A 17,357-nucleotide genomic window follows, 5' to 3' on the forward strand; every position below is an offset into this window, starting at 1 on the left:
ATGCTCGGCAGGGGCTCTAGCGGTAATGCCCCTGCCGAGCATGGCTCGGCACCACAGGTTTGGTTTTGCTGGTGAAGCCCCTGCCGAGCATGGCTCGGCACTACGGCTTCTGCCCCCTCACTTTCGCGCAGCGAAGGGGAGGGTTGGGGAGGGGTGCTTTTTTCCTGGTAACGCCCCTGCCGAGCATGGCTCGGCACTACAGATTGGCATTTCTGGTGAAGCTTCTGCCGAGCATGCCTCGGCACTACCGTGTTTTTCAGTGCTGCTTGCGGCTGTTCCAGCTGGCCAGGAATACTGCGGTGGCCGAGGCCACGTTGAGGCTTTCCACTGCGCCACTGCCCGGGATCGACAGGCGCAGATCGCAGCTGTGGGCGAAATCGCGGTCCATGCCTTCGCCTTCAGCGCCCATCACATACACCATGCGATCCGGCAACTCGGTGGTGAAAACATTGTCGCCATCGGCAACCAGGGTCGCAGCCAGCCCAAAGCCGGCATCACGCAGCTGCGCGACGGCCTGCGGCAAGGCCGGCAGGCGCACCAGCGGCACCGACTCGGCGCCACCTTCCGCCACGCGCGCGGCGGCGCCGGACAGGGCCAGCGTCGAGTCCGCCGGCAACAGGATTGCCTTGACCCCAAAATGCGCCGCCGAGCGCAGGATCGCGCCGAAGTTGTGGGGGTTACCTACGCCATCCAGCCACAAGGCCAACGCAGGACCGGCCTGCAACGAGGCCAGCCAGGTCGCCAAGGGCAGCGGCTCCTGCTTCTGCACATCGGCCACCAGGCCTTCGTGATGGGTGGTGGCGGCCAGCTTGTTGAGATCGCCGTCGCCGACCACGCGGTAACCCACGCGGTTGGCCACGCACCACTTCAGCACCGGCTGCAGGCGCGGGATCATGTCCTCGGCGAGGTACAGCTTGCGCAGCGCCTGCGGGCGCTTGGCAAACATCGCCTGCACGGCATTGAAGCCGTACAGGCGCATTTCATCGCCGCCGCGTACCGGTACACCGTCGCCTTCACGTGCGGCCGAGGGTGCAGCCGGAGTTGCGCGGGGTGGCCGCGAGGAAGGGCGACGGTTGTTCCAGGGGTTACTCACAGCGGTTCCTTTGGATTACTTGTTGCTACGCCAGAAATCGGCATTCTTGATGCCCAGTGCATCGGGGTCGAAGACCGGGTCCAGGCCCAGCTTCTTCTGCCGCTCATAGTCGGTCAGTGCAAGCATGGCAGGCTTTTGCAGGATCAGGATGGCGACCACGTTCAGCCAGGCCATCAAGCCCACGCCGATATCGCCCAGGGCCCAGGCCATTTTCGCATTGTGGTAGGCACCAAACACCACCATGCCCATGATGCCCAGGCGCAGCACCAGCATCGCCGCCGGATGCGTGCGGTTGCTGCCGGCCAGGTAGGTCAGGTTGGTTTCGGCCATGTAGTAATAGGCCATGATCGTGGTGAAGGCGAAGAAGAACAGCGCCAGTGCCACGAAGCCCGCGCCCCAACCCGGCAGCACCGATTCCACCGCCGCCTGGGTGAATAGGGCACCTTCGGAGGGCTGAACGCCCGGCACGCCGGTGACAATGGCCTCCAGCTTGGTCACGCCACCTTCGGTGACCGAACGGAACACGTTGTACATGCCGGTGGACAACAGCAGGAAGGCGGTCGAGGTGCAGACCAGCATGGTGTCGAAGTAGATGGCGAAGGCCTGCACATAACCCTGCTTGGCAGGGTGCGAGACCTCGGCGGCGGCGGCGGCATGCGGGCCGGTACCCTGGCCGGCTTCGTTGGCGTAGATGCCACGCTTCACGCCCCAGGCAATGGCCTGGCCGATGATGCCGCCGAAGGCCGCATGCGCACCGAAGGCACTGGAGAAGATGTCCGAGAACATCGCCGGCACCTTGCTGGCGTTGAGCATCATCACCACGATCGCCATCAGGATGAAGCCCAGCGCCATGAACGGCACGATCACTTCGGCGAAGCTGGCAATGCGCTTGACGCCACCAAAGATGATGATGCCAAGCAGCACCGCTACGCTCAGGCCGATCCACAGCTTCATGCTGGCGGCACCACCAACCGATGCGCAGGCATTGGCGCCGGTGCACAGCACGTTGACCGCGCTGTCGGCGATGGCATTGGCCTGCACGCCTGGCAGCAGGAAGCCTGCGGCGATCACGGTGGCCACGGCGAACACGGCCGCATACCACTTCAGGCCCATCGCTTTTTCAATGTAATAGGCCGGGCCACCGCGGTAGCGGCCTTCGGCATCCTTGGTCTTGTAGATCTGCGCCAGGGTCGATTCAACGTAGGAGGTGGAGGCGCCGAGGAAGCCCATCACCCACATCCAGAAGATCGCACCCGGGCCGCCGTAGGCAATGGCCGTGGCCACACCGGCGATGTTGCCGATACCCATGCGGCCGGCCATCGACATGGCAAGGGCCTGGAACGAGGACACGCCGGCCTCGGACTTCTCGCCGCGCACCGTCAGCCGGCACATTTCAGCGAAACCGCGGATCTGCATGAAGCGGGTGCGCAGGCTGAACCACAGGCCCGCCCCAAGACACATGAAGATGAGCGCATTGCTCCAGATGATGCCGTTTACGTATTCGACGATGGATTCCACGTAATTCCCCGGAAAGCTGAAAGGTAGCCAAAGCCCGGAATCCCGGGGCTGGCCGATTTTTCCACGATTGGGCCCGGTTGTGCAGGCTCCTACGTGGATTGCAGCCAAGTCCTGATAAGGGCGAAGCAGCGCATGTCATGCAACTGCCCGTCCTTGAGCACCGATTGGCGTTCGGTGCCCTCCTCCGCGAATCCATTCTTCAACAGCACCCGCGCCGAGGCCGGGTTCCCGGCCATCACCTGTGCGGACAGCCGTGCCAGTGCCAGGGTATCCATCACCCACGGCACATAGGCGCCGACCACCGTGGTCATGATGCCTTGCCCCCAGTAGCGCTGGCCCAGCCAATACCCCAGCGACGCCGAATGACGCCGTTCGTCCCTGCCCTGGGTTACCCCGATACCGCCACAGGCCAGGCCATCGATTTCCAGTGCGAATACCTGCCCCCGCAGGTCCAGCACCTGTCCCGCCAGAAAGGCCTCGCCATCGGCGCGGGTATACGGATAGGGAAAGCGCGTGCTCAGCCCCCGCGATACCGCTGCATCGTTGGCATGCTCGAGCAGCGCGTCCAGGTCCCCTGCCTGCCAGGGGCGCAACCGGACGCGACCGCCGAGCAGCGGCTCACGCATGGCCGCCAACCGCAGGTGTCTCGCGCTCGAGTTTCTCCAGCGCGTTGGCCACGGTTTCCGGCGACTTGGTATACGGCGCCAGCAAGGCATAGAACGCCGGCACCACGAACAGCGACAGGAAGGTGGACACGCTGACACCGAAGATCACCACGATGCCGATGGTGGCGCGGCTGGCCGAGCCCGGGCCACCGGCGACCACCAGCGGAACCGCACCAACCACGGTGGCGATCGAGGTCATCAGGATCGGTCGCAGCCGCACCATCGACGACTCGACGATGGCCTGGTGCACAGTACGGCCTTCGTCGCGCAGCTGGTTGGCGAACTCGACGATCAGGATGCCGTTCTTCGCCGCCAGGCCCACCAGCATGACGATGCCGATCTGGCTGAACAGGTTGAGGGTGCCGCCGCTGAGGTACAGGCCGACGAAGGCGCCAAGCACGCCCAGCGGCACGGTCAGCATGATCACCAGCGGATGGATGAAGCTCTCGAACTGTGCGGCCAGCACCAGGTAAACCACCAGCAAGGCCATGGCGAAGGTCAGCAGCACCGCACTGCCGGCACTCTGGTACTCGCGCGATTCGCCCTTCCAGTCGATCTGCGCGTACTCCGGCAGTTCCTCGGCGGCGACCTGTTTGGCCCAGTCGATGGTTTCGCCCAGCGTATGACCCGGCGCGACGTTGGCGCTGATGGTGATCGAGCGCAGGCGATTGAAACGGTTGAGGCTGCCGGCCTCGGCCACTTCACTGAGCGTGACCAGGTTGGACAGCGGCACCAGCTCACCCGAGCGTGCGCGCACCTGGATCGCCGACAGGTCGGCCGGCGACGCACGGCCTTCGCGACCGGCCTGCACCAATACGTCGTACTCCTCGCCGTTGTCGACGAAGGTGGTGACGCGGCGCGAGCCCATCATGGTTTCCAGCGCGCGGCCGATGTCGGTGACCGAGATGCCCAGGTCGGCCGCACGCTGGCGGTCGATGTTGACCCGCATCTGCGGGCGGGTTTCCTTGTAATCCGAATCGGCGCCGACCAGGCCGGGGTAATCGGCCATGCGTTCCAGCAGGCGATCACGCCACTGCGCGATTTCCGCGTACTCCGGACCACCCAGCACGATCTGGAACGGCTGGCCCATGCTGCGCACTAGACCTCCTCCGACCATGGTGCGCACACGCACGCCGCTGAGGTCGTTCAGTTCTTTCTGCAGGTCATTGGCCACATCCACCGTGGCCTCGCTGCGATTGCGCCAGGGCTGCAGGAACACGCTCATGCGGCCGGTATGCATTTCCTCGCTGTTGCCCCAACCACCGGGCACGCGCGGATTGGCGCGGACAATGGGTTCATCCGGGCCGACGAAACGCGAGACGATCTTCTCGACCTGCTGCACCTGCTCCACGGTGTAGTCGTAGCCCGCACCTTCCGGGCCATCGATCATGATCTGGAACGAGCCACGGTCTTCGGCCGGCGCAAGTTCGGAAGGAATCAGCTTGAACAGGCCCCAGCTGGCGCCGAGCGCGCCCAGCATCACCAGCCCGAATACCCAGCTGCGCTGCACGTGGCGATCCAGCACGCGGCCATAGGCTGCCGACAGCCGCTCCAACTGGCGGTTGATGAAGCCATGCAGGCGGCTGACCTTCTGCTCGCTGTGCGGCTTGAGCAGCTTGGACGCCATCATCGGCGTCAGCGTCAGTGCCACGAAGGCAGACAAGGCCACTGCTGCCGCCAGCGCCACTGCCAGCTCGCGGAACAGACGGCCGGTATTGCCCTCAAGGAAACCCACCGGCAGGAACACCGCCACCAGCACCGCCGTGGTCGCGATCACCGCGAACGCCACCTGCGCGGTACCGCGCTTGGCGGCCACCAACGGCGGCTCGCCCAGATCGATGCGTCGCTGCACGTTCTCGACCACGACGATGGCGTCATCCACCACCAGACCGATACACAGCACCAGCGCCAGCAGGGTGAACAGGTTGATCGAGAAGCCGAACGCGAACAGCGCGATGAAGGCCGCAACCAGACACACCGGCACCGTCACCGCCGGAATCACTGCTGCGCGCAGGCTGCCCAGGAACAGCCAGATCACGATCAGCACCAGGATCATCGCCTCGACCAGCGTGGCGTAAACGCGCTCCACGGCGGCTTCAATGAAGGTGGTGTTGTCGAAGGCGACGAAGATCTGCGTGCCTTTCGGCAAGGTCTGGGCGATGCGCTCGGCTTCGGCACGGGTATCACGCGCCACATCCAGCGCATTGGCCGTCGACGTCTTGACGATGCCCAGGCCGATACCCGGCTCGCCGTTGCTGCGGAAGTAGGCGCGACGCTCGGACGAGGCCAGTTCGACCTTGGCCACATCGCCCAAGCGCACCACGTAACCGTCATTGCCCTTGCCCAGCGGAATGCTGGCAAAGTCCGCCGGGGCCACGTAACTGCGCTCCACGCGCAGGGTGAAATCGCGGTCGGCCGATTCGATGCGGCCGGCCGGCAGCTCCACGTTTTCGTTGCGCAGCGCGGTTTCAACTTCGTTGACGGTCAGGCCGCGTGCGGCCAGCTGGTCGCGGTCCAGCCACACCCGCATCGCGTAACGCTGGCGGCCACCGATGCGGACCTGGGCCACACCGTCGATGCTGGAGAACCTGTCCACCACATAGCGGTCGGCGTAATCGCTGAGTTCCAGCGTATCCATCACCGAGGACGACATGTTGAACCAGATGATCGGGTCGGCGTCACTCTCGACCTTGGCGATTTCCGGCGGTCGCGCTTCCTCCGGCATGCGATCCGCGACGCGGCTGACCGCATCGCGCACGTCGTTGGCCGCGGCTTCGATGTCGCGATTGGCGTTGAACTCGATGCTGACCGAGGCACGGCCGTTGGTGCTGCGTGCATTGATGGTATCGATGCCTTCGATACCGGCCAGCGCGTCCTCCAGCACCTGGGTGACGCGGCTTTCAATCACTGCCGCCGAGGCGCCGGTGTAATCCACCGACACCGAGACGATGGGCGGATCGATGGCCGGCAGCTCGCGCAGGGTCAGGCGGGTAAACGACATGATGCCCAGCACCAGCAGCAACAGGCTCATCACCACGGCCAGTACCGGCCGCTTGATCGAAAGATCGGACAGCTTCATCCGGCGGTCGCCATCTTGGCCGGTACTGCAACATCGGCCGGCTTCAGCGGCGTGGCCGCGTCGGCGGCCTTGGCCGGCTTGTCATCCTGGATGCGGATGCCCGGGCGCAGCTTGCCGGTGCCATCGACGACGATGCGGTCACCGGCCTTCAGCCCTTCGACGATTTCCACCACACCGGCGCGGCGGGTGCCGGCCTTGATGTCGGCGCGCTCGACGCTTTCATCCTGCTTGACCCGGAACACGTAAGAGTCGCGTCCCACCTGCACCACCGCGATTTCCGGAATCACCAACGCATCGCGCTCGGGACGGTACAGGCGCACGTCCAGCAACATGCCCGGACGCAGCGCATGGTCGACGTTGTCGAAATCGGCGCGAACGGTAATCGCGCGGCTGCCCGGATCGACGCGGGCGTCGATGGTGCTGACCGTGCCTTCAAACGTGCGGCCCGGGTAGGCGATGCTGCTGCCGCTGACCTTGTCGCCGTTCTGCAGCGAGGCCAGCTGCGCTTCCGGCACCTGGAAATCAACGTGCATGCGGGAGATGTCGTCCAGCGTGGCGATCGCGGTGGTCGGGGTGACCAGCGAACCCGGGCTGACCTGGCGGATGCCCAATACGCCGGCGAATGGCGCGCGTACGCTGCGGTCGCCGATATCGGCGCGCATCTGCTGCACGCGGGCCTCGGCGGCATCACGGATCGACTGCTGGGTATCCAGGGTTGAATGCGCAACCAGCTGCTGTGCGGCCAGTTCGCGCTGGCGCTTGTACAGCCGGTCGGCCTCGGCGAACGTCGCCTGCGCCTGGGCCAGTGCGGCCTGCTGGGCCTGGCCGCGCAGGGTCACCAGCGGCGCACCGGCGGCAACCTGCTGGCCACTCTCGAAATGCACCTTGTCGATGATTTCGCTGACCTTGGCGGTGACGATGATGGATTCGCGTGCCTTGGCGGTGCCGTTGGCCTGCAGCGTATCGCTCCACGGAGCGGTTTCGACGACCTGCGTAGTGACCAGCACCGCGCCGGCGGCTTGCCGCGGCGCCTCAGCGTTCTTGCGGTTGCATCCGGCCAACGCCAGCGCCAAGACAGTGCCACCGACAACGGTGACGGCAAATCGCCCGAACATACGCAGTCCCATCTGATACACGATCAAGCAGTCTAGCGGTGTCAGATGACGGCCGGATGTGCCGTTAGGGGGGGAACGTCCCTATTGTGGGAACCGCTGTAGTGCCGAGCCATGCTCGGCAGGGGCCTTCACCCGTGATGCGAAGAGCCTACCCCTCCCCAACCCTCCCCTCCGCCTTCGGCGCAAGGGAGGGGGCGAAGCTGCAATTGCGGATGAATTCGGGGCTGACGGTGCGGTGGCTTCGCGGCCAATGCCGCTCCCACAGCCTGCCCCTGCGAACGCGCTGGCGACTCAGCGCAGCGCCTGCAACACCTGTTCGACCATCGCCGGCACACTGTCGGTGTCGGCATGCAGGTGCAGTTCCGGGGCCTCCGGGGCTTCATACGGCGAGTCGATGCCGGTGAAGTTGGGGATCTGTCCGGCCCGCGCCTTGCGGTACAGGCCCTTCACATCGCGCGCTTCGGCCACTCCCAGCGGCACATCGACGAATACCTCGATGAACTCGTCGTCCTCAAAGCGCTCGCGGGCCATCTGCCGCTCGGCACGGAAGGGCGAGATGAAGCTGACCAACACCACCAGCCCGGCATCGACCATCAGCCTTGCCACCTCGGCGACGCGGCGGATGTTCTCCACACGGTCCTCGTCGGTGAAGCCCAGGTCGCGGTTCAAGCCATGGCGGACGTTGTCGCCGTCCAACAGGAAGGTATGCACCCCCTGCGCATGCAGCCGCTTCTCCACCTGGTTGGCGACGGTGGACTTGCCCGCACCGGACAGGCCGGTGAACCACAGCACCCGGGGCTGCTGGCCCTTGATCCGTGCCCGCGCCGCCTTGTCCACGTCCAGATGCTGCCAATGCACGTTGCCGGCGCGGCGCAGGGCGAAATCCAGGGTGCCGGCGGCGACGGTGGCGTTGGTCTGGCGATCGATCAGGATGAAACCGCCCAATGCGCGGTTCTGCGCATAGGGAGCGAAGGCCACAGGCTCGTCCAGCGACAGGTTGCAGTAGCCAACCTCGTTCAACTCCAGTCGCTTGGCCGCCAGTCGCTCCTGCGTATTCACGTCAACGCGGTGCTTGATCTCACTGATATTGGCGGCCACGGTACGGCTGCCGATCTGCAGCCAATACGGCCGGCCCGGCAGCAAGGCCGCGTCGTCCATCCACAGCACATGGGCAGCGAACTGGTCCGCCACCTCCGGCGGATCACCTGCAGCGGCAATCACATCGCCGCGGCTGACGTCGACCTCGTCCTCCAGGGTCAGCGTCACTGCCTGCCCGGTGCCGGCAACTGCCAGCGGACCATCCGGGCCCAGCACCTGCTTGACCGTGGAGCGGCGTGCCGAGGGCAGCACCACCACTTCGTCACCCACGCGCACCTGGCCAGCAGCAATGGTGCCGGCAAAGCCACGGAAATCCTGGTTCGGGCGGTTGACCCACTGCACCGGCAGGCGAAGTCCGCTGACCGCGTCGTGCGCGCTCAGTTCGACCGTATCCAGGTGCTCGATCAGGCTGGGACCGCCATACCAGGACATTACCGTCGAACGCGTGGACAGGTTCTGCCCTTCCAGCGCCGACAACGGAATCGCCTGCACATTGGCAATACCCAACTGCGCCGCAAGCGCCTGATAGTCGGCGACGATGCGCTCGAATACGGCCTGGTCGTAATCGACCAGATCCATCTTGTTCACCGCCAGCACCACCTGGCCGATGCCCAGCAGCGAGATGATGTAGCTGTGCCTATGGGTCTGCGTGAGCAGGCCCTTGCGCGCATCCACCAGCACCACCGCCACATCCGCAGTCGAGGCGCCGGTAGCCATGTTGCGGGTGTACTGCTCATGCCCGGGGCAGTCGGCAACGATGTACTTGCGACGGTCGGTATCGAAGTAGCGGTAAGCCACGTCGATGGTGATGCCCTGCTCGCGCTCGGCGGCCAGGCCATCAAGCAGCAATGCGTAATCGATGCGCTCGCCCTGGGTGCCATGTCGACGGCTGTCTGCCTCCAGCGCGGACAGCTGGTCATCGAACAAGCGTTTGCTTTCGTACAGCAGGCGGCCAATCAACGTGCTCTTGCCATCGTCGACGCTGCCGCAGGTGATGAAGCGCAGCAGCGGCTTGGTTTCGTGGGTCTTTAGGTAGGCAGCAATATCTGAGGAAGTGGTCACGGCGCTCATCAGAAATACCCCTCCAACTTCTTCTTCTCCATGGACGCGGACTGGTCGTGGTCGATCAGGCGGCCCTGCCGTTCCGAGCTGGTGGAGACCAACATCTCGGCGATGATTTTCTCCAGGGTGTCGGCTTCGGACTCGATCGCGCCGGTCAGCGGGTAGCAGCCCAGCGTGCGGAAACGCACCTTGCGCAGCTGCGGCACTTCGCCCGGATGCAGCGGCAGGCGTTCGTCATCAACCATGATCAGGCTGCCATCGCGCTCGACGACCGGTCGTTCGGCAGCGAGGTATAGCGGCACCACCGGGATCTTCTCGCGGTAGATGTAGAGCCAGATATCCAGCTCGGTCCAGTTCGACAGCGGGAATACGCGCACGCTCTCGCCCTGGTGGATGCGGGCGTTGTACAGGTTCCACAGCTCTGGGCGCTGGTTCTTCGGGTCCCAGCGGTGGCGGTCATTGCGGAACGAGAACACCCGTTCCTTGGCCCGTGACTTCTCTTCGTCGCGGCGCGCGCCACCGATGGCGGCATCGAACTTCCATTTGTCCAAGGCCTGCTTCAGGCCCTGGGTCTTCATCACATCGGTGTGCACGCTGGGGCCATGGCTGATCGGGCCAATGTCGCGGGCGATACCGTCCGGGTTGATGTGCACCCGCAGCTCGGTGCCGGTCTCGGCAACGCGGCGGTCGCGGAAGGCGATCATCTCGCCGAACTTCCAGCGCGTATCCACATGCAGCAGCGGGATCGGCGGTACGCCCGGCGCGAACGCCTTCAGCAGCAGGTGCAGCAGTACCGAGCTGTCCTTGCCCACCGAGTACATCAGCACCGGGTTGTCAAAGGCGGCGGCAACTTCGCGCAGGATATGGATGCTCTCCGCTTCCAGGCGGTCAAGGTGTGACAGGGGTGCAGTGACGGTCATTGCGTGCCGAAATAAGGAAACGGGGCCCGAGGGCAAGAGTAACAGCGAAGCCGGGCGGGACTCCGGACTGTCCGCGGAGTCTGGAGGTGCCACTGCGCCGATTGAAATAAACGCAGGGCATGAAGCGATAACCGCTACTCCTTTCCCCTGATGGCGCGCTGTACCTAGCATCGGTCATCCCTACCTAGACCGGAATGGAAATGACCGCCGCCGCCACCGTGCCACCCAGCCCCTTGCCCGAAGACCGCAGGGACCTGCTGTCGCAACTGGTAGCCGGTCTGGATGGGAACAGTCTGTGGTGGCTGTCCGGGTTTGCCGCCGGGTTGGCGCAGGGTACCTCTCCCACTGCCCTTACCGTCATCTCCGGCGGCCAAGCCGCACAGCCAGCACAGACCCGGCTGACCGTGGTCTATGGCAGCCAGACCGGCAACGCCCGCCGCGCCGCCGAGCAGCTCGCTGCCGAGGCCGAAGCCGCCGGCCTGCCGGTGCGGGTAGTCCGCGCCGATGCCTACGCCACCCGCGAGCTGGCCAATGAGCGCCTGCTCTACATCGTCATCAGCACCCAGGGCGAGGGCGATCCGCCGGACGACGCCATCGGCCTGGTCGAGTTCATCGCCGGCAAGCGTGCGCCAAAGCTGCCAGAGCTGAAGTACGCCGTGCTCGGGCTGGGTGACTCCAGCTACGTGGAGTTCTGCGGCATCGCCCGCAAGCTCGACAGCCGCCTGGCCGAACTGGGCGCCACCCGCCTGCAGGCCGTGGGCGAGGCCGACCTGGACATCGATACCGTGGCGGCACCGTGGCAGGCACAGGCACTGCTCAATGCGCGCGACGTGATCGGCCAGACCGTGGTCGCCACGCCCAGCAATGTCACGCCGCTGCGGCATGCCGGTGCGTGGACCGCACAACATCCCTTCAGCGCAGAGCTGCTGTCGCGCCAGATCATCAGTGGCCGCGATTTCAAGGGCCCGGCGTATGCGAAGTACGGCAATGCAGCCAAGTCCGTGCATCACCTTGAGCTTTCGCTGGAAGGCAGCGGCCTGCACTACGAACCCGGCGATGCGCTGGGCATCGTCCACCGCAACCCTGCCGAACTGGTCGAAGCGGTGCTGGATGTCACCGGCCTGGATGGCACACTGCAGATCGAACACGACGGCCACAGCCGGCCGCTGGCGCAATGGCTGGGCGAGCACCGCGAGCTGACCCGCATCTCGCGTCCGCTGTTGGCCTCGGTGGCCGAGCGCAGCGCGCATCCGGAACTTGCCCGACTGCTCGATCCGGCACAGAAGACGGAACTGGCCTCGGTATTCGAAGATCATCAACTGGTCGACGTGCTGCGCCGTTGGCCGGCCGAGTGGAATGCCGAAACCCTGCTCGGCACCCTGCGCCCCGCCGCGCAGCGCCTGTACTCCATCGCCTCCAGCCGCAAGCGCGTCGGCGAAGAAGTGCACCTGACCGTCGACGAACTGCGTTATCACGCCCATGACAGCGAACACCTGGGCGCAGCCAGCGGCTTCCTGAGCGCACTGGAAGAAGGTGCGCAGCTGCCGGTCTACATCGAAGCCAATGAGCGCTTCCGGGTACCGGCTGACAGCAGCCGCGACATCATCATGATCGGCCCGGGCACCGGCGTCGCACCGTTCCGTGGCTTCGTGCAGGAGCGTGCCGAGACCGGCGCCACAGGCCGCAACTGGCTGTTCTTCGGCGCGCGCCATTTCAATACCGATTTCCTCTACCAGACCGAATGGCAGGACGCGCTGCGGCGCAAGGAACTCGATCGCCTGGACCTGGCGTTCTCGCGCGACCAGGCCGACAAGGTGTACGTGCAGCAGCGCCTGCGCACCCGCGGCCGTGATCTCTACGACTGGCTGCAGAACGGCGCACACCTATATGTGTGCGGCGCCATCGCCATGGGCAAGGACGTGCATGCAGCACTGCTGGATGTACTGCGCGAACACGGCGGGCTGGATGAAGACGATGCCCGCGATTATCTGACTCGACTGCACACGGAGGGGCGCTATGGACGGGATGTGTATTGAGGCTTGAACGCTGCGATGTGAACCAGCGCTGGCTTCGCGGCTGACGCCGCTCCCACAACTCCGACTCCTGACAGCGAACAGAATGAGCACCCACTCCGTTGAGAACATCAAGGCCGACAGCAACCGCTTGCGCGGATCCCTGCTGGAAAGCCTGGCCGATCCTGTCACCGGCGCATTGCGCGAAGACGACCAGACCCTGATCAAGTACCACGGCAGCTACCAGCAGGACGACCGCGACGTGCGCGATGAGCGCCGTCGGCAGAAGCTGGAGCCGGCCTACCAGTTCATGATCCGCACCCGCACTCCCGGCGGCGTGATCAGCCCCGAGCAGTGGCTGAAGCTGGACAGCATCGCCACCCGTTACGGCAACCATTCGCTGCGCATCACCACCCGCCAGGCGTTCCAGTTCCATGGCGTGATCAAGCGCGAGCTGAAGGCGACCATGCAGGCGATCAATGCCGCGTTGATCGACACCTTGGCCGCCTGCGGTGACGTCAACCGCAACGTCCTGGTTGCCGCCAACCCGCTGCTGTCCAGCGCACACGCCACCCTGTACGCCGACGCTGCGCGCACTTCCGAACACCTGTTGCCCAATACCCGCGCCTATTACGAAATCTGGCTGGACGAAGAGCGCGTGGCCGGCAGCGGCACCGAGGAAGAGCCGATCTACGGCGAGCGCTACCTGCCGCGCAAGTTCAAGATCGGCTTTGCACTGCCGCCGCTCAACGACGTCGACGTCTATGCCAATGACCTGGGCTTCATCGGCGTGTTTGATGCCGACGGCGAACTACTCGGCTATGACGTGACCATCGGCGGCGGCATGGGCGCCACCCACGGCGATGCAGAAACCTATCCGCGCATCGCCAACAACGTCGGCTTCATTCCGCGCGAAGCACTGCTCGATGTCGCCACCGCCACCGTCACCACCCAGCGCGACCTGGGCAACCGCGAACTGCGCAAGCGTGCGCGCTTCAAGTACACCATCGACGACCACGGCCTGGATACTGTTGTGGCCGAGATCGAACGCCGCGCCGGCATCCGCTTCGCGCCATCGCGTGCGCAGGCGTTCGCCCACAATGGCGACCGCTATGGCTGGGTTGAAGGCGACGACGGCCGCTGGCACCTGACCCTGTCGCTGCAGGCCGGGCGCATCGCCGATGTGGCCGGTGCCCCGCACCTGACCGCCCTGCGCGAAATCGCCCGCATCCTCGACGGCGAGTTCCGCATGACCGGCAACCAGAACCTGGTCATCGCCGGCGTGCCTGCCGCCCAGCGCGCGCAGATCGATGCGATCGTGCAAAACGCGGGACTGGACATCGGCAACCGCGCCCCGACCGCACTGGCGCGCGCCGCCATGGCCTGCGTCGCCCTGCCCACCTGCGGCCTGGCGATGGCCGAAGCCGAGCGTTACCTGCCCGAGTTCAGTGCCAAGCTGCAGCCGCTGCTGGAACAGCATCAGCTCACCGACGCACCGATCCTGCTGCGCATCTCCGGCTGCCCGAATGGCTGCTCGCGCCCCTACCTGGGCGAGATCGCCCTGGTCGGCAAGGCACCAGGCCGCTACAACCTGATGCTGGGCGCCGATCACCGCGGCCAACGCCTCAACACGCTGTACCGCGAGAACATCACCGAACCGGAGATCCTCGACGCACTGGCGCCACTGTTCGCCCGCTATTCCGGTGAGCGCGATGGCAGCGAAGGCTTCGGTGACTTCCTGCACCGGACCGGTATCGTCGCCCTTCCTCCCTACCCCACCCACCGCCAGATATCCGTGGAACTGCAAGCATGAGCGCCCTGCCCAAGACCTCTCACAACCCGTCGGTACCCCTGCCTGACGACCTGGGTCCGCTCAATACCCTGCTCGATTCGATGGATGCGCAGCAGCGCGTGGAATGGGCGCTGCACAACGCGCCCGGCGCGCATGTACTGTCGTCGAGTTTCGGCGCGCAGTCGGCGGTGACCCTGCACCTGCTCAGCAGCCAGCGCCCGGACATTCCGGTGATCCTGATCGACACCGGCTATCTGTTCCCGGAGACCTACCGCTTCGCCGACGAACTGACCGACAGGCTCAAGCTCAACCTCAAGGTCTACCGCCCGCAGGTGAGCCGCGCCTGGATGGAAGCACGCCATGGCCGCCTGTGGGAACAAGGCGTAGTCGGCATCGAGCAGTACAACAACCTGCGCAAGGTCGAGCCGATGAAGCGTGCACTGGACGACCTGCAGGTAGGCACCTGGTTCACCGGCCTGCGCCGCAGCCAGTCGGCAAGTCGTGCCAATACGCCGGTGCTGCAGCGCCGTGGCGAGCGCTTCAAGATCAACCCGATCGCCGATTGGAGCGATCGCGACGTGTGGAAATACCTGCAGGAGCACAAGCTGCCCTACCACCCGCTGTGGGAACAGGGCTACGTCTCCATCGGCGACTACCACACCACCCGCCGCTGGGAAGCGGGCATGCGCGAAGAAGACACCCGCTTCTTCGGCCTGAAGCGCGAATGCGGTCTGCACGAAGAGATTTGAGCCAATGTTGCGCGACTCACAGGTTTGTGGGAGCGGCGTAAGCCGCGAAGCCACTGCTGCATCCGGGCATGTGTGTAATTCGATCTGGATATTCAGCTTCGCGGCTCACGCCGCTCCCACAACAGCACTACAACAATCTCGACGCCCGCCTCAACGAGGCGGGCGTCCTCGCTTCAATACCGGTAATCCAGCTTCAACCAGAACGAGCGCCCCGGCTCATTGATCCGCACCGGATCAGCAGGAAACCCGAAATCCGCGCTACCGGCCAGATTCAGGTGTTCGGCATAGGCGCGGTCGAACAGATTGTCCACGCCCACACTGGCACGCAGCCCGTCATTGATCCGATAGGCACCATTGAGTGACAAGGTCGCAAAGCCCGCGCTCGGGCCCAGGTCCCGCGCCACCACATTGCCCTCATCCTGTGCCACCCGGCTCTGCCGGCTGACCGCGCGCAACAAGGCACCCACCGACCAGCGCGACTGTTCATAGGAGGCGGAGAAGCGCCCTTCCAACGGTGGAATCTGCGGCAACGGCCGGTTTTCGCTGCGGTTCTCGCCCCAGGCGTAAGCCAGCGTGCTGCCAAGCTTCCATGCCTGCGTCGGCCGCCATTCCAAGCCCGCCTCGGCCCCGGCGATGCGCGCATCCACATTGCGGGCCTCGGTGCTGCTGCCCATCATTCCGCCGCTGCGGTACTGGAACAGGATGTAATCCTGCAGGCGACCGGCATACGCCGACACCCACGCATCAAGCCGCTCACTGCGGAACTGCAAGCCCAGGTCCAACTGTGTGGTCTTTTCCGGCTTCACGCCCGAGAACGCATTGACGCTGCCGACCGGCCCGGCATTGGCTGAGAACAACTCCCAGTAATCCGGCATGCGCTCGCTGTGTCCGATACCTGCGTACCAGGTCCAGGCCTGGCCATGATCCCGCTCATAACGCACGAAGCCGCTGCCGAGATCCTCCTGACGCTGTTGCCCCGTAGTTGGATTCGGCATGCTCATCATGCCGGTCGTCGCCCGCCGATCCTTGACCTTCGCCTTGTCCAGACGCAGGCCGCTGATCCAGCGCTGTGGCGTGCCTTCGCCCAAGGTCAACTCAGTGAACACACCCTGGCTGCTGAAGTCGGCATCACGCTTCCACGCCGACTGCTGCCAGGTATTGCGTCCCATGCCATTGCGGCTGCGATGGCGACTGTCCTGCGCATCGAAGCCGGCGACGACTGCCACCTCCTGCCAGCGCCATTCGCTGCTGACACGGCCACCGGTGGTGCGCCGCTCAACATTCGAGGCCATCGGCATCGGCATGCTGCTGGCCGGGTTCGGCGTGCGCAGCGTGTAGTTGTCCATCAGGTGATCTGCGTTGTTGTAATACAGATTGGCCTGCAACTTGTCCCAGGCGCCGGGCAGGTTGTCGCGCTCGAAGCGCAGGCCATAACTATCGCGCTTGAACGCGGCGCCATCCATGCCACGGCCGGCATAGCGCGCAATCGCATCGCCTGTGCCGGCACTGAGCTCCACAACCGTGTCAGCATCCGGCGTCCAGCCGATGGCCGCATCGGCGTTCCACTTGCGCCAACGCGAAGGCACCACGTCGCCATTGCCGTCGCGGTAGTCATCGGATTCGGAACGGTTGCCGTTGACCCGCACATACCCGGGCGTGCTGCCGAACGTGGCATCGAGCATCTGGTCGTTGCGGTTGTTGGATCCGCCCAGTGCACTGGCTTTCAGCTCCATGCCAGGGCTGTCAAATCGCGGCGTCTCCCGCTCGAAGCGCACCGTTCCCGCGGAGGCGCCAGCGCCCCAACGCACGCTTTGCGGTCCCTTGATGACGGTCAAGCGGTCATAGGTTTCCGGCGCGATATACGACAGCGGATTGTCCATGCGTGACGGGCAGGCACCGATGAGGTTGCCGTCGTTGCTGAGAATGTTCAGTCGCGAGCCGGACATGCCGCGCAGTACCGGGTCGCCATTGGTGCCGCCGTTACGGATCGCCGAGAAACCCGGCACGGTCTTCAGGTAGTCGGCGCCGTCACTGGCCGGCACCGGTTGCCGTGGCAGGCGCGGATCGGTGACCCATTGCAGCGGCGAAGAGGGTGCCGCGGCGGTAACCACCAGCGTGTCCAGGGTTTGGGTCAGATCACGCTCGGCGGCATTGCCGATATGTGGGAACAGCGCCATGCAGACGCAGACAGACAGGCATGCCGGAGCACCCGGCATACGGGAAAGGGATTTCATTTGGTTCTCCAATACGACAC

The 17,357-nt window shown here is 65.1% G+C and carries 11 protein-coding genes; 3 read left to right on the forward strand and 8 right to left on the reverse strand.

Translation table 11 applies throughout. The annotated features are described in order from the left end of the window. Positions 1-256: 256 nt before the first annotated feature. The 7 genes from AC1VWL_RS07335 to cysD form a co-directional block, all read right to left on the reverse strand. Positions 257-1,093 (reverse strand): TrmH family RNA methyltransferase, encoded by an 837-nt coding sequence (locus tag AC1VWL_RS07335; RefSeq protein WP_482986257.1) that lies wholly within the window; start codon positions 1,091-1,093, stop codon positions 257-259. Between the two features lie 15 nt (positions 1,094-1,108). Then, the gene (locus AC1VWL_RS07340; RefSeq protein WP_481509631.1) at positions 1,109-2,554 is read right to left on the reverse strand and encodes an alanine/glycine:cation symporter family protein; all 1,446 of its coding nucleotides are present in this window, start codon (positions 2,552-2,554) and stop codon (positions 1,109-1,111) included. Between the two features lie 146 nt (positions 2,555-2,700). Continuing rightward, positions 2,701-3,237 carry a GNAT family N-acetyltransferase gene (locus tag AC1VWL_RS07345; RefSeq protein WP_482986258.1) on the reverse strand — a complete coding sequence of 179 codons (537 nt, stop codon included), beginning with the start codon at positions 3,235-3,237 and terminating at the stop codon, positions 2,701-2,703. Beyond that, positions 3,230-6,355, reverse strand: coding sequence for an efflux RND transporter permease subunit (locus tag AC1VWL_RS07350; RefSeq protein ID WP_296247074.1), 3,126 nt, complete (start codon positions 6,353-6,355; stop codon positions 3,230-3,232). The genes AC1VWL_RS07345 and AC1VWL_RS07350 overlap by 8 nt, the downstream gene beginning before the upstream one ends. Then, complete coding sequence (locus tag AC1VWL_RS07355) at positions 6,352-7,470, reverse strand: efflux RND transporter periplasmic adaptor subunit (protein ID WP_296247121.1); 1,119 nt, start codon at positions 7,468-7,470, stop codon at positions 6,352-6,354. The genes AC1VWL_RS07350 and AC1VWL_RS07355 overlap by 4 nt, the downstream gene beginning before the upstream one ends. 291 nt (positions 7,471-7,761) lie before the next feature. Next, positions 7,762-9,630, reverse strand: coding sequence for a sulfate adenylyltransferase subunit CysN (gene cysN, locus AC1VWL_RS07360; protein WP_482986259.1), 1,869 nt, complete (start codon positions 9,628-9,630; stop codon positions 7,762-7,764). 8 nt (positions 9,631-9,638) lie between these two features. After that, positions 9,639-10,550: a sulfate adenylyltransferase subunit CysD gene (cysD, locus tag AC1VWL_RS07365; RefSeq protein ID WP_482986260.1), complete on the reverse strand. Its 912-nt coding sequence runs from the start codon at positions 10,548-10,550 to the stop codon at positions 9,639-9,641. Between the two features lie 200 nt (positions 10,551-10,750). Between cysD and AC1VWL_RS07370 the strand changes: the two genes are divergently transcribed. From AC1VWL_RS07370 to AC1VWL_RS07380, 3 genes are all read left to right on the forward strand, one after another. After that, the gene (locus AC1VWL_RS07370) at positions 10,751-12,586 is read left to right on the forward strand and encodes an assimilatory sulfite reductase (NADPH) flavoprotein subunit (RefSeq protein ID WP_482986261.1); all 1,836 of its coding nucleotides are present in this window, start codon (positions 10,751-10,753) and stop codon (positions 12,584-12,586) included. Between the two features lie 82 nt (positions 12,587-12,668). Next, positions 12,669-14,375, forward strand: coding sequence for an assimilatory sulfite reductase (NADPH) hemoprotein subunit (cysI, locus tag AC1VWL_RS07375; RefSeq protein ID WP_482986262.1), 1,707 nt, complete (start codon positions 12,669-12,671; stop codon positions 14,373-14,375). Beyond that, positions 14,372-15,103: a phosphoadenylyl-sulfate reductase gene (locus AC1VWL_RS07380; RefSeq protein WP_482986263.1), complete on the forward strand. Its 732-nt coding sequence runs from the start codon at positions 14,372-14,374 to the stop codon at positions 15,101-15,103. Before cysI ends, AC1VWL_RS07380 begins: the two co-directional genes overlap by 4 nt. A 173-nt stretch (positions 15,104-15,276) precedes the next feature. On the opposite strand, the gene AC1VWL_RS07385 is transcribed toward AC1VWL_RS07380, so the two are convergent. Continuing rightward, positions 15,277-17,337: a TonB-dependent copper receptor gene (locus AC1VWL_RS07385; protein ID WP_482986264.1), complete on the reverse strand. Its 2,061-nt coding sequence runs from the start codon at positions 17,335-17,337 to the stop codon at positions 15,277-15,279. Between the last annotated feature and the right edge of the window lie 20 nt (positions 17,338-17,357).

Source organism: Stenotrophomonas sp. STEN063 (assembly GCF_056854515.1).

Bases quoted from the DNA above. Each gene is read 5' to 3' on its own strand.
- AC1VWL_RS07340 (WP_481509631.1), bottom strand. From the start codon at position 2,554: ATGTGTCTTGGGGCGGGCCTGTGGTTCAGCCTGCGCACCCGCTTCATG.
- cysI (WP_482986262.1), top strand. From the start codon at position 12,669: ATGAGCACCCACTCCGTTGAGAACATCAAGGCCGACAGCAACCGCTTG.
- AC1VWL_RS07355 (WP_296247121.1), bottom strand. From the start codon at position 7,470: ATGTTCGGGCGATTTGCCGTCACCGTTGTCGGTGGCACTGTCTTGGCG.
- AC1VWL_RS07380 (WP_482986263.1), top strand. From the start codon at position 14,372: ATGAGCGCCCTGCCCAAGACCTCTCACAACCCGTCGGTACCCCTGCCT.
- AC1VWL_RS07385 (WP_482986264.1), bottom strand. From the start codon at position 17,337: ATGAAATCCCTTTCCCGTATGCCGGGTGCTCCGGCATGCCTGTCTGTC.
- AC1VWL_RS07370 (WP_482986261.1), top strand. From the start codon at position 10,751: ATGACCGCCGCCGCCACCGTGCCACCCAGCCCCTTGCCCGAAGACCGC.
- AC1VWL_RS07350 (WP_296247074.1), bottom strand. From the start codon at position 6,355: ATGAAGCTGTCCGATCTTTCGATCAAGCGGCCGGTACTGGCCGTGGTG.
- AC1VWL_RS07345 (WP_482986258.1), bottom strand. From the start codon at position 3,237: ATGCGTGAGCCGCTGCTCGGCGGTCGCGTCCGGTTGCGCCCCTGGCAG.
- cysD (WP_482986260.1), bottom strand. From the start codon at position 10,550: ATGACCGTCACTGCACCCCTGTCACACCTTGACCGCCTGGAAGCGGAG.